Consider the following 12,288-nt stretch of genomic DNA (forward strand, 5'->3'; position numbering starts at 1 on the left):
CGAGACTGATCGATGAGCCAACCAGTATCGCCAGGTGCGGGGTGTCTGCTTCTCATTGAGCGTCAGTGATTTAGCAATCGATGACAGCGGCGGCCCCAGCATGACCCTTCAAGATGGCTTGTATTATGGTATACCGTTGGCCGTATTTACGTGGCTACCAGTCGAGCGCCAGCGCCTGTCACCAAATGTGACGGCGCTGTCGTTCGATGAGATGCGCTCGAGCAGCCCGCAGCTTACATTCCATTCACGTAATCGCCGCAGTGCACCCAGAACGCTGATTGGAGAAAAAAAGCATGGCTCAAGTCGTACGATTTTACGAAACCGGTGGTCCCGAGGTTCTTCGCTTTGAAGAGGTCGAGGTCGGCGATCCAGGTCCCGGTGAGGTTCGACTGCGCCACGTGGCGGTCGGCCTCAACTATGCCGATACCTACTTTCGCAATGGCACCTACCCGATCCCGATGCCCAATGGCATCGGCGTCGAAGCCTCCGGTGTGGTGGAGGCAGTGGGCGAGGGCGTGAGCAATGTGGTGGTCGGGGACCGGGTCACCTACACCGGCTTCACCAACACCCTCGGCGCCTACAGCACCGAACGTCTGATCCCGGCTGCGCCGCTGATCAAACTGCCGGAAAGTATCTCCTTCGAGAACGCGGCGGCCATGACCATGCGCGGGCTGACATCGGCCTACCTGATGCGGCGCATCTATGACTTCAAGGCCGGTGACAGCATCCTGCTGCACGCCGCCGCCGGCGGTGTCGGCCTGATCGTTTCGCAGTGGGCCAAATTGCTCGGCCTGAATGTGATCGGCACCGTGTCCAGCGAGGCCAAGGCTGAGCTCGCCCGCGCCCATGGTTGCGATCATGTGATCAATTACAGCCATGAAGACGTGGCCAAGCGTGTGCGTGAATTGACCGACGGAGTCGGCGTCAACGTGGTGTTCGACAGCGTCGGCAAGAGCACCTTCGAGGGCTCGCTGGACTCTCTCAAGCGTCGTGGCCTGATGGTCTGCGTCGGCACTGCATCCGGCCCCATTCCGCCCTTCAGCCCGGCACAGCTGGCGATGAAAGGCTCGCTGTTCATGACGCGTCCGGCACTGGCCGACTACATCGCCGACCCGGCGGAGAAGGCCGAGCTGGCAGGTGAAATCTTCGGCCTGGTCGGCAGCGGCAAGATCAAGATCGAGATCAACCAGCATTACGGTTTGCTCGACGCCGTGCAGGCGCACCGTGATCTGGAGTCACGCAAGACCACCGGTTCATCGATCTTCGTCATCTAAGGAGGTCTGCCGCCATGCAAGTCGAACAACTCACCTGCAGCATTGGCGCCGAACTGCTCGGCGTGAACCTCGCCGATGCCGTCCATGACGATGGTCTGTTCGCCGAGATCCGCGCCCAGTTGCTCAAGCATCGCGTGCTGTTCCTGCGTGACCAGGACATCAGTCGCGCCGAGCATGTGGCCTTTGCCCAGCGTTTCGGCGAACTGGAGGATCACCCGGTGGTCGGCAGCCATCCGGATTACCCAGGCCTGGTGCAGGTCTACAAGAATCCGGACAGCCCGATCGATCGTTACGAGAACTCCTGGCACACCGACGCCACCTGGCGTGAGGCGCCGCCGCTGGGCAGCGTACTGCGTTGCGTGGAGTGCCCGCCAGTCGGTGGCGACACCATGTGGACCAACATGGTGGAAGCCTACAAGCATCTGCCCAACGACGTGAAAGCCAGGATCGAAGGCCTGCGTGCCCGTCATAGCATCGAGGCGACCTTCGGTGCGGCGATGCCGATCGAACGGCGCCTGGCGCTCAAGGCGCAGTACCCGGACGCGGAGCACCCCGTGGTGCGCACCCATCCTGAGACTGGCGAGAAGGTGCTGTTCGTCAATTCCTTCACGACGCACTTCACCAACTTCCACACGGCCGAGCGTGTGCGTGTCGGCCAGGATTTCACCCAGGGCTCGTCCGAGCTCCTGCGTCACCTGACCAGCCAGGCCCACATTCCGGAGTATCAGGTGCGCTGGCGTTGGAAGCCCAACAGCATCGCCATCTGGGACAACCGCAGCACTCAGCACTACGCCGTGATGGATTACCCACCCTGCCATCGCAAGATGGAGCGTGCCACGATCATGGGCGAAAAGACTTACTGAGCAACTCCACCTGCACCCACGCCAAGGCCTGCTCCGTACAGCCTGTCGGGCAGGCAAAAACAAAAACAGGAGATAACCATGCAGTTTTTCGACGATTCCCTGCACCCGGACACCATGGAAAAAGTGGTGATTACCGTCGCCCCCTACGCTCCACAGTGGATGCCTGGCGACTTCCCGGAAGATATTCCGCTGACCATGGACGAGCATGTGCAGGCGGCAGTCGACTGCTATGAAGCCGGCGCCACCGTGCTGCACTTGCATGTCCGCGAACTGGACGGCAAAGGGTCCAAGCGCCTGTCCAAGTTCAACGAGTTGATCGCCGGTGTGCGTGAAGCCGTGCCGGACATGATCATCCAGGTCGGCGGCTCGATTTCCTTTGCTCCTGAAGGCGAAGGCGCCGATGCTCTCTGGCTCTCCGACGATACCCGGCACATGCTCGCGGACCTGACGCCCAAGCCCGATCAGGTCACCATCGCCATCAACACCATCCAGATGACCATCACCGAGCTGCTGTTCCCGGAAGGCATCGAAGGCACCTCGCTGCTCGATCCGGTCACTCATGCCGCCTACACCGAAATGACCGTACCAGCGGGTCCTGCCTTTGTCGCCGAGCATCTCAAGCGCCTGCAGGCGAGCAATATCCAGCCGCACTTCCAACTGACCGGTATCCATGCCTATGAAACCCTTGAGCGCCTGGTGCGCAAGGGCATCTACAAGGGCCCTCTGAACCTGACCTGGATCGGCATCGGTGGCGGTTTCGACGGCCCGAACCCGATGAACCTGATGAACTTCATCAACCGGGTGCCGGATCGTTGCACCCTGACGGCCGAGTCGCTGCTAAAGAACGTGCTGCCGCTCAACACCATCGCCCTGGCCATGGGCCTGCACCCACGCCTGGGCAATGAAGACACCATCATCGATCAACACGGCAAGCGCTTCTCTTCCGTCGAGCAGGTCAAGCAGACGGTGCGCATCGCCCACGAGCTGGGTCGTGAAATCGCCACTGGCAAAGAGGCGCGCGACATCTACCGTATCGGCGTGCAGTACGACACCGTTGAAGAAACCCTGTTGGCCAACGGCATGGCGCCGAACCGCAAGCAGGGCCAGAAGGGCGTACCACAACGCGGCTAATCCGTCTGGCGGGGCAGGCAGCCAATGGCGGCCTGCCCCGGTCCAACTGAACGCGTGAGCAAGACCAGAAAACAATAACAAAACGGGTGCTAGACACCGAGGAGGCAGCATGGCGTTTCATCACAGTACTGTGGCCGATGAAATGGATACTTCGATTGGCATTCCACGTCGGTACGCCTGGATTGTGTTTGTGCTGACCTTTGGCCTGTTGATTTCCGACTACATGTCACGGCAAGTCCTCAATGCCGTGTTCCCGATTCTCAAGAACGAGTGGACCCTGAGCGACGGCCAGCTTGGTCTGCTCAGCGGTATTGTTGCGCTGATGGTCGGCCTGCTGACGATTCCGCTGTCGCTGCTGGCCGACCGCTTTGGCCGGGTCAAGAGCCTGGCGCTGATGGCCGGGCTATGGAGCCTCGCGACCCTGGGCTGCGCCCTGGCCCAGAACTACCCGGAAATGTTGTTTGCGCGCTTCATGGTCGGCGTCGGAGAGGCGGCCTACGGCAGCGTCGGCGTCGCCGTGGTGGTGTCGGTGTTTCCCAAGAGCATGCGTGCGACCCTCGCCAGTGCCTTCATGGCGGGCGCCATGTTCGGCTCGGTGCTGGGTATCTCCATCGGCGGGGCGATCGCGGTGAAGCTTGGCTGGCGTTGGTCGTTCGCCAGCATGGCGCTGTTCGGCCTGGTGCTGGCGGCGCTTTACCCGATCATCGTCAAGGAAGCGCGCATTGCCCCGCAGCGTCTCGCCACGATTGCGAGCAAGGCCGCAGCCGAGCGCCCGCTGCGCACCTTGTACGGCACGCGTTCGGTGATCGCTGCCTACATCGCCAGCGGCCTGCAGACATTCGTGGTCGGCAGCATGATTGTGTGGATGCCGAGCTATTTCAACCGCTACTACGCGATGGGCGAGGGCAAGGCGGGCGTCATGGCGGGCGTCATGGTGTTGTGCTGCGGCGTCGGGGCGATTCTGTGCGGCATGCTCAGTGACCGCCTGAGCCGGCAATCGCCGTTGCGCAAGATCGAGATGTCCATGGTGTTCTGCCTGGGCAGTTGCCTGCTGATGTCGCTGGCCCTGATGCAGCCCGTTGGCCCGTTGCAGTTGGTGCTGATCGGCCTGGCCATGCTGTTGGTGACGGGCGTCAACGGACCGACCATTGCCACCATCGCCAACCTGACCCACTACAAAGTGCACGGCACCGCGTTTGCCACCCTGACCCTGGTCAACAATCTGCTCGGCCTGGCCCCGGGGCCTTTCCTCACCGGCCGGGTCTCTGACCTGATCGGCCTGCACGGCGCCTTCCAGTTGATACCGCTGATGAGCATCGCGGCAGCGGCGGTGTTTTTCTACATCCGCTGTCACTATCTCGACGACATTGCCCGCGTGCAGGGTGAGAAGGTCGCAGAGGCGCCCAGCAAAGCCGTGATGGAGGTGTCGTCGTGACGGGGACATTGCGTATCAATGTGTTCTTCGACTTCATTTGCCCATGGTGCCTGATTGGCAAGCGTCAACTTGAACGCGCACTCACGCAGTTGCGCGCCAGCCATCCGGATGTCGAGGTGGAGTTGGCCTGGCATGGCGTGCAGCTGCTGCCGCACCTGCCGGCGCAGGGCGTGCCTTTTGTCGAGTTCTACCGCCAGCGACTGGGCAGTGCCGAGGCGGTGCAAGCGCGCCAGGCGCAAGTCCGGCAGGCCGCGGCCAGCGTCGGCTTGAGTATCGACTTCGGTGGTATCAGCACCATGCCCAACACCGCCGATGCCCATCGTCTGCTGGAGCGCGCCGCTGAACTGGGCAGCGTGGCGCAGCGTGATGCCTTGCTGGAGCGGCTGTTCACCGCCTATTTTCATCAAGGCAAGGACCTCGCAGACAATGCCACCCTGCTGTTGATCGCCGAGTCCTGCGGCTACCCGCGCGCGGCCCTGGCCGACTGCCTGGAAGGCGCTCGTTACCCCTATAACGATGGAGGGATGAGTGCCAGGGGTGTGCCGTATTTCATCTTCAACCGTCGCCAGGCGTTGTCCGGTGCACAGCCGGCCGAGGTGCTGTTGCGGGCGATGGAGCAGACCCTTGAGCAGGACGCGGCCGGGAGTCAATCGGCATGAGTCGGCGCATCGCGGTACCGCCCGAAAAAGTCCCGACACCGGGCATGCGCACGCTGTTCGAACCTGAGGGCAACAGCCTGGCGCTGTTCAATGTCGCCGGCCAGCTCTACGCCATCGACGACAGCTGTGCGCACCAGGGCGCTTCGCTCTGTGGAGGCCGGCTGGAGGGCCGGGTCATCCAGTGCCTGGCCCACGGCCTGCGCTTCGACCTGGCGAGCGGCTACCTGCTCAATTCGAGCAGTGTGAAGGTCGGCAGCTACCCGGTCGAGGTGGTCGACGGCCAGGTGTTCATCGTCATCGCTTGCAAGGAACCCGCCTCATGAGTGCCATTGCCCTGGCTGATGTTCAAAGCCGTGTGCAGGAACTGATCCCCGGTTTCATCGTCAGCCTGATCGTTGCCGCGGCGGCGAGTTTCCTTTCCGAGCACTATGGCGCGCCAGTGATGTTGTTCGCGTTGCTGCTCGGCATGGCGGTGAATTTTCTTGCTGGAGAGGGTAAGTGCAAGCTCGGCATCGAGTTCACCTCACGCACCGTGCTGCGCATCGGCGTGGCGTTGCTGGGCATGCGTATCACCCTCGAACAGATCGCCGCGCTGGGCTGGAAGCCGGCAGCCCTGGTGGTGATCTCGGTAGTGGTGACCATCCTCGTCTCGATGGTGGCGGCCAGGGCCATGGGCTTCCAGCGTCTGTTCGGCATGCTCACCGGCGGCGCTACGGCCATTTGCGGCGCCTCCGCGGCATTGGCATTGGCGGCGTCCTTTCCCCATCATCCGCAGAAGGAGCGAGCCACGCTGTTCACGGTGATCGGCGTGTCGGCACTGTCGACACTGGCCATGATTCTTTACCCGATGATCGCCAACTGGCTTGAGCTTGATCCGCAGGCGGCCGGGGTGTTCCTCGGCGCCACCATCCACGACGTGGCCCAGGTGGTGGGTGCCGGCTACAGCCTGTCGACCGAGACCGGCGATACCGCCACTGTGGTCAAGCTGATGCGAGTGGCCATGCTGCTGCCGGTGATCGTTTGCGCGGCGATGATATCCCGCAGCCAGGGCGTTGACCCGACCGGAAAACGACCGCCGTTGCTGCCCTGGTTCGCGGTGGGCTTCTTGATGCTTGCGTGCGTCAACAGTACCGGCTGGATCGCTCCGGCCGTGCAGGGATTCACTAACGAATTGTCACGCTGGTGCCTGGTCATCGCTATCAGCGCGCTGGGGATGAAGACTCAGCTCAGGGAGCTTGCGGCGGTGGGGATAAAGCCCATCTTGCTGATGCTGGGGGAGACGGTCTTTCTCGTCATATTGGTGCTGTTGTTGATGCGATGGGGCTTGTAGACGAGCGCACCCCGATTTGCTCCTTTTTGCGGTCGTCTGTTCCAGCAGGTGGCCGTTTTTTTTGCATGGACCATCTCTCACGGCCGTACCCGATCCACTGTAGGAGCTGGCTTGCCAGCGATGGCGGCCCGACAGACGACCTGTTGTTTGTTGACCGAGTACATATCCACTCCTGCGGTAACGGCCAACTATGGTTTCGCCCTTACCTGTAGGAGCGAGCTTGCTCGCGAAAAACCTGAGAGCACCGCGGGGTGTCAGGCTCCCCGCGTCATCGTTGACCTCCATCGCGAGCAAGCTCGCTCCTACAGGTGTTGCGTTGTTGGCGCTTTCCGGGCCGCACGGCCTATCAAGCTTCCTTGCGCGGCACGATCTTGCGTTCACTGCGCCAGGCAGCCGGCGGCATGTTGAACTGGGAGATGAACCAGCGCGTGAAGGAATTGGGCATGGAGTAGCCGAGCATGTCGGCGATCCGTCCCAGCGAGTAGCCGGGGTTCTCCAGGTAGCGCACCACCAGGTCGCGGCGCACGCTGCTGATCAACTCGCTGAAGCTGGCGCCTTCTTCGCCCAGGCGGCGCTGCAGGGTGCGCACGTTCATGCCCTGGCTCTGCGCAATCTGCGCAATGGTCGCGCGGCCCATGGGGAGCAACAGGTAAATGGATTTGCGCACCTCGAACGCCACGGAGTGGTCGTCCTTGCCCAGCAACGAATCCATGAAGCGCTGCGCATGGCGGGCCATGGCCGCATTGGCCAGGGGGATGGTGGTGTCGAGGTTGGCGGCGGGACAGACGATGCCGTTGAACTCGCAGCCGAACTCCAGTTTGCAGCCGAAAATTCGTCGATGCACCGCGAGGTCCGCTGGCGCGTCATGGGTAAAGCAGACAGTGATCGGGTGCCAGTGCGTGCCGAGCAGGGCGGCGCAGAAGCGGTGCATCACGGCGATCGCCAGTTCGATGGACTGGCGGTTGTTGGTGCCCATGTCGGTCACCAGTTCTTCGCGAATGATCACCGTGTTGCCGGTTTCCTCGATGTAGATCGCCAGTGACTCGTTGATCAGCCGCCGGTAATGCACGATCACATTCAGCGCATCGCGCAGGGTGCTCTGGTGACTGAGCAGCAGGCTCACTTCACCGAAGTCCGCCAGCTGACGCAGCTCCGCCATGCGCAGGCCGAGGGTTTCGCAACCGCTCAGGCGCGCCGACTTTTCCAGCAGGATGATGCTGGCGGTAGCCGGGATGCGCTGGCTCTGATCGCTCAGGATCGCGGGGCTCAAGCCTACTTCGGCCAACAGGGCTACCGCGTTCAGCCGCAGGTGGCGAGCGACATCCAGGTAGTTGGTCAGTACGGCGGTTCGTGCTTGTACGGGCATGGCGTGACTACATTCCAGGTGGTGACAAATGCGCTCTCGCTGTCGCGGTTCCCTGCCAGTTATAGAGACTTGATCGTCAAATGAAAAGCGCCAGGCGCGGTAAATCTATCGGGTCGATTCTGCGGCGCTGTCACCAAAAGGGAAGTGGCTGACGCTAAATGTAACGCGCTCCGACAAAGCGAATCCTACTGTGCTGCTGGCAGGGTTCGGAATGTTGGCGGACCCGCTCGATGGATAGTTCGAGGGTAAAAAGCGCGATGAATGACACCACGATTTTGATAGTTCCGGGCTTGCGCGAACATGTGCCGGCGCATTGGCAAACCTTGCTGGAAGCGAAGCTGGACAACGTCCGCTCGGTACCGCCACTGGAAGACAACAAACTGAGCCTGGCGGCTCGGGTGGAAGCGATCCAGAGCGAGCTGGAGAAGATTTCCGGCCCGGTGATCCTGGTGGCCCACAGCGCCGGTGTGCTGATGGTGGTGCACTGGGCTGCTCGTCATGACCGTCCGATCAAGGGCGCCTTGCTGGCCGCGCCACCGGACCTCGAGGCCAGTTGGCCAGCGGGTTATCCAACGCCAGACAGCCTGCGGGCCAATGGCTGGGACCCGCTGCCAGAAGGGCCGCTGCCGTTCCCGGCGATCGTCGCGGCCAGTACCAACGACCACCTTGCAAGCCTCGAAGCCGTGACCCGGATGACCGCGCAATGGGGCAGTCAACTGGTCAACCTCGGTGCCGTAGGCCATCTCAACCCTGCCGCCGGATACGGCGAGTGGCCGCAGGCCGAAGACTTTATCCGCACGCTCGATCGCTAGTCGCAAACGCCTGAATAAAACTGCCTGAAGAAAACTCGCAACGGCACCAGGACCGGATGCGAGCCCGTTGTTAGCGCCAAAAAACAAAAACAACAAAAACGGAGACAACGCAATGCACACCACGACAAGACCCTGTCCGCTGCACCTGAGCCTGCTGGCCAGCGCCACACTGTTCGCGACCACGCCGGCTGCCCAGGCCTTTGAATTCGGTGAGAGTGAGGGTTGGGCCGTGCGTTTCGATAACACCCTCAAGACCAGCTACGGTCAACGGGTGGAAGGCGAGAACTCGAAGATTGCCAACGCTTCCAACTACAACGACGGTGACAAGAATTTCAGTGTCGGCAGCCCGGTGACCCAGCGGGTCGATCTGCTGACCGAGCTGGATGTGGTCTATCAACGGGCGATGGGTTTTCGGGTCAGTACCGCGAGCTGGTACGACCATGCCTATGACAATGTCGGTTCCAACTCCAACCCTTTTCCAGGGCAGGCGGACAATGCCGGCAACCTGGTGGCGGCGCGGCAGTCCGGGGCGATCCAGCCGGGTGATTCGCTCAATGGCCACACGGCCCGCAAGCATGGCCTGAGCGGTTATACCGATCGTTATTACAACGGTCCCTCCGGCGAGATCCTCGATGCCTTTGTGTTCTACAGCACCGAGGTCGGCGAGGAGTCGATGTTCAGCGCCAAGCTCGGCCGGCACAACATGTACTGGGGCGAGACCCTGTTCAACGCGGCCAACGGCATCAACTACGGTCAGTCGGCCCTGGACCTGGCCAAGCTGTACAACGTGCCGGGCACCGAGACCAAGGAACTGTTCCTGCCGCGCAACCAGCTGTCCATGTCGTTCACGGTCAACCCTGAGCTGACCCTGGGCGCGCAGTACTTCCTGGAGTTCCGTAACACCCGTCTGCCCGAGGGTGGCACCTACATGGGCGGCTACGACATGTTCGGCGAAGGCGGGGAGGTGTTCTGGCTGCCGGTACCCACGGCGCTGAACGGGGCCGGGGCGTTCTACGGTACGTCGCGCGGGCATGACCTCAAGCCGCACAACACCGGCGACTTCGGGCTGATGGCCAAGTGGAGCCCGCAATGGCTGGACGGCACCCTGGGCTTCTACTACCGCAAGACCTCGGACCCGATGCCGGTGGTGCTGATCAATGCGCCCAACCTGCAAACCCCGGGCCTGCCGGGTCTCAACGGCGCCGAATACCTGGCCGCGTACGCCGATGACATCGACATCTATGGCATCAGCCTGTCCAAGGCGGTGGGCCCGGTCAGCGTCGGCCTCGATCTGAACTATCGCGAGAACATGCCGCTGCTGAGCAACTTCACCACCATCAACCCGACCTTGAGTGCGCAGGCGGAACAGGGCCTGGTCAACGGCGACAACCTGATCGGTGCCATGCCGGGCAGAGGCGACACCGGCACCGCCCGCGGCAAGACGTTCCACGTGGTACTCAATGGCCTGGTGAGCTTTGGCAGTACCCCGTTGTGGGACTCGTCTTCACTCGCGGTCGAAGGCTCCATGACCCATCTGGTCAGCGTCGACAAGGGCAAGCAGTCGTTCAAGGGCAACTCCAGCTACCAGGGGGTCGACAAGGTCGACACCAATGCCTACTCCATCTCCACCAACTTCACCCCGACCTGGTTCCAGGTGTTCCCGGGTGTCGATCTGTCCATGCCCATGTCCTACAACGTCGGCCTCAAGGGCAACTCGGCGGTGCAGCTCGGTGGCAGCGAAGACGCCGGCAGCTACGCCATCGGCGTCGCCGCGGACGTGTATCAAAAGTACAAGTTCGACCTCAAGTACGTGGACTCCTTTGGTCCTTTCAATACCTGTGAAACCGGCTTCGACAACAACACTCCCGGCAGCGGTGGGCAGTACCGCTGCATTCCCGGCCAGATCACTTCGCAGGCAGGCCTTGCACCACTGCTGAAAGACCGCGGGATGGTCACGGCCTCGTTCAAGACCACCTTCTGATTGACGCTCGAATTACAACAACAAGTGGAGAGAATTCAGATGAGATTGCTCAATAGCGTGCTGGCAGCATCCCTGGCGGCGGTCATCGCCGGTCAGGCCCAGGCGGCCGTATCGACCCAGGAAGCTGCCAAGTTGGGCACCAGCCTGACCAATGTCGGCGCCGAGATGGCGGCCAATGCCGATGGCTCGATTCCGGCCTACACCGGCGGGCTGACCACCGCCCCGGCCGGCTTCAAGGCGGGCGATGGCATGCGCCCGGATCCGTTTGCCGACGAGAAGCCGCTACTGGTCATCGATGGCAAGAACGTCGACAAATACAAAAACCTGCTGACGGCCACCACGGCCGAGTTGGCCAAGCGTTATCCCACCTACCACATCAACGTGTACCCGACCCACCGCACCGTCGCCCTGCCGCAGGCGGTGCTGGACAACAGCGTGAAGAATGCCACCGGCACCCAGTCCATCAACGGCGGCCTGTCCATCGATAACCTGCTGCCCGGCGTGCCGTTCCCGATCCCGACCTCGGGCAGTGAGGCGATGTGGAACCACCTGCTGCGCGTCGGCGGCAATCGCAACGTCAAGTACGACTCCTGGAACGTCGACTCGGCGGGTGTGCCGAGCCTGTCCACCACCGCGTTGTCGTTCTCCAACTACCCGATCTACGACGACATGACCAAGCCGTTCAAGAGCACCGACGTGTTCTTCCAGATGAAGCTGTATTACACCGGTCCCGCGCGCCGCGCGGGCGAGGCAATCATGCTCAAGGACACCGCCAACCCCTTGGAGCAGCCGCGCCGCAGCTGGCAGTACCTGCCGGGCCAGCGTCGAGTGAAGTTGGCGCCGGACCTGGCCTACGACACGCCTAACCCGGGTACTGGTGGTGCCGGTACCTACGACGATGTGTTCGTCTTCAATGGCGCGCTGGACCGCTTCGACTGGAAGCTGGTCGGCAAGCAGGAAATGCTCGTGCCCTACAACACCTACAAGCTGACCTACGCCGTGGACGTCAAGCAGCTGACCACCCCCAACCACATCGCATCCGACTTCGTGCGCTGGGAGAAACATCGCGTGTGGGTGGTGGAGGGCACACTCAAGCCCGGTGCGCGGCACATCTACCAGAAGCGCCGCATGTACCTGGATGAAGACAGCTGGATCGCCCTGGCCTCTGACCAGTACGACTCGAGCGGCAAGCTCTATCGCGGCTCCTTCGCCTTCCTCAGCCAGAGCTACGACAAGAAGATCCCCGATGTCTCGCCATTCATGATCTACGACCTGGTGGGCGGCTCCTACAACATCAACGGCATCACAGGCACCTACGGCGGCATCAAGTACATCGAGCCTCTATCGAAGGCGCAGTGGGCACCGGATGCGCTGGCAGGGTCGGGTATCCGCTAAGCATCAGGCATCAAGAGTCCGGGCGGCTTGAATGCCGTTCGT

General features: G+C 62.1%; 11 protein-coding genes. 10 read left to right on the forward strand and 1 reads right to left on the reverse strand.

Annotation, left to right across the window (positions count from 1 at the left end; genetic code table 11):
• Positions 1–293 precede the first annotated feature (293 nt).
• From ACYP2Q_RS29635 to ACYP2Q_RS29665, 7 genes are all read left to right on the forward strand, one after another.
• Positions 294–1,274 (forward strand): quinone oxidoreductase family protein, encoded by a 981-nt coding sequence (locus tag ACYP2Q_RS29635; RefSeq protein WP_459733722.1) that lies wholly within the window; start codon positions 294–296, stop codon positions 1,272–1,274.
• 14 nt (positions 1,275–1,288) lie between these two features.
• Positions 1,289–2,137, forward strand: coding sequence for a TauD/TfdA dioxygenase family protein (locus tag ACYP2Q_RS29640; protein WP_459733723.1), 849 nt, complete (start codon positions 1,289–1,291; stop codon positions 2,135–2,137).
• A 78-nt stretch (positions 2,138–2,215) separates the two neighbouring features.
• Positions 2,216–3,268, forward strand: a complete 1,053-nt coding sequence (locus tag ACYP2Q_RS29645; protein WP_459733724.1) for a beta-keto acid cleavage family enzyme — start codon at positions 2,216–2,218, stop codon at positions 3,266–3,268.
• A 109-nt stretch (positions 3,269–3,377) separates the two neighbouring features.
• Positions 3,378–4,703 carry an MFS transporter gene (locus tag ACYP2Q_RS29650; protein ID WP_459733725.1) on the forward strand — a complete coding sequence of 442 codons (1,326 nt, stop codon included), beginning with the start codon at positions 3,378–3,380 and terminating at the stop codon, positions 4,701–4,703.
• The gene (locus ACYP2Q_RS29655) at positions 4,700–5,362 is read left to right on the forward strand and encodes a DsbA family oxidoreductase (RefSeq protein WP_459733726.1); all 663 of its coding nucleotides are present in this window, start codon (positions 4,700–4,702) and stop codon (positions 5,360–5,362) included. Before ACYP2Q_RS29650 ends, ACYP2Q_RS29655 begins: the two co-directional genes overlap by 4 nt.
• Complete coding sequence (locus ACYP2Q_RS29660) at positions 5,359–5,685, forward strand: Rieske (2Fe-2S) protein (protein ID WP_459733727.1); 327 nt, start codon at positions 5,359–5,361, stop codon at positions 5,683–5,685. Before ACYP2Q_RS29655 ends, ACYP2Q_RS29660 begins: the two co-directional genes overlap by 4 nt.
• Positions 5,682–6,692: a YeiH family protein gene (locus tag ACYP2Q_RS29665; RefSeq protein ID WP_459733728.1), complete on the forward strand. Its 1,011-nt coding sequence runs from the start codon at positions 5,682–5,684 to the stop codon at positions 6,690–6,692. Before ACYP2Q_RS29660 ends, ACYP2Q_RS29665 begins: the two co-directional genes overlap by 4 nt.
• A 346-nt stretch (positions 6,693–7,038) precedes the next feature.
• On the opposite strand, the gene ACYP2Q_RS29670 is transcribed toward ACYP2Q_RS29665, so the two are convergent.
• The gene (locus ACYP2Q_RS29670; RefSeq protein WP_459733730.1) at positions 7,039–8,058 is read right to left on the reverse strand and encodes an AraC family transcriptional regulator; all 1,020 of its coding nucleotides are present in this window, start codon (positions 8,056–8,058) and stop codon (positions 7,039–7,041) included.
• 257 nt (positions 8,059–8,315) lie between these two features.
• Between ACYP2Q_RS29670 and ACYP2Q_RS29675 the strand changes: the two genes are divergently transcribed.
• From ACYP2Q_RS29675 to ACYP2Q_RS29685, 3 genes are all read left to right on the forward strand, one after another.
• Complete coding sequence (locus ACYP2Q_RS29675; protein ID WP_459733731.1) at positions 8,316–8,870, forward strand: RBBP9/YdeN family alpha/beta hydrolase; 555 nt, start codon at positions 8,316–8,318, stop codon at positions 8,868–8,870.
• 112 nt (positions 8,871–8,982) lie between these two features.
• Positions 8,983–10,851, forward strand: coding sequence for a DUF1302 domain-containing protein (locus tag ACYP2Q_RS29680; RefSeq protein ID WP_459733732.1), 1,869 nt, complete (start codon positions 8,983–8,985; stop codon positions 10,849–10,851).
• Between the two features lie 39 nt (positions 10,852–10,890).
• Entirely contained in the window at positions 10,891–12,246 is a 1,356-nt protein-coding gene (locus tag ACYP2Q_RS29685; protein WP_459733733.1) for a DUF1329 domain-containing protein, read from the forward strand.
• The last annotated feature ends 42 nt before the right edge of the window (positions 12,247–12,288 follow it).

The sequence above is a fragment of the Pseudomonas sp. MHK4 genome (assembly GCF_054600775.1).

Bases quoted from the DNA above. Each gene is read 5' to 3' on its own strand.
- ACYP2Q_RS29650 (WP_459733725.1), top strand. From the start codon at position 3,378: ATGGCGTTTCATCACAGTACTGTGGCCGATGAAATGGATACTTCGATT.
- ACYP2Q_RS29640 (WP_459733723.1), top strand. From the start codon at position 1,289: ATGCAAGTCGAACAACTCACCTGCAGCATTGGCGCCGAACTGCTCGGC.
- ACYP2Q_RS29680 (WP_459733732.1), top strand. From the start codon at position 8,983: ATGCACACCACGACAAGACCCTGTCCGCTGCACCTGAGCCTGCTGGCC.
- ACYP2Q_RS29660 (WP_459733727.1), top strand. From the start codon at position 5,359: ATGAGTCGGCGCATCGCGGTACCGCCCGAAAAAGTCCCGACACCGGGC.
- ACYP2Q_RS29670 (WP_459733730.1), bottom strand. From the start codon at position 8,058: ATGCCCGTACAAGCACGAACCGCCGTACTGACCAACTACCTGGATGTC.
- ACYP2Q_RS29645 (WP_459733724.1), top strand. From the start codon at position 2,216: ATGCAGTTTTTCGACGATTCCCTGCACCCGGACACCATGGAAAAAGTG.
- ACYP2Q_RS29675 (WP_459733731.1), top strand. From the start codon at position 8,316: ATGAATGACACCACGATTTTGATAGTTCCGGGCTTGCGCGAACATGTG.
- ACYP2Q_RS29665 (WP_459733728.1), top strand. From the start codon at position 5,682: ATGAGTGCCATTGCCCTGGCTGATGTTCAAAGCCGTGTGCAGGAACTG.
- ACYP2Q_RS29635 (WP_459733722.1), top strand. From the start codon at position 294: ATGGCTCAAGTCGTACGATTTTACGAAACCGGTGGTCCCGAGGTTCTT.
- ACYP2Q_RS29685 (WP_459733733.1), top strand. From the start codon at position 10,891: ATGAGATTGCTCAATAGCGTGCTGGCAGCATCCCTGGCGGCGGTCATC.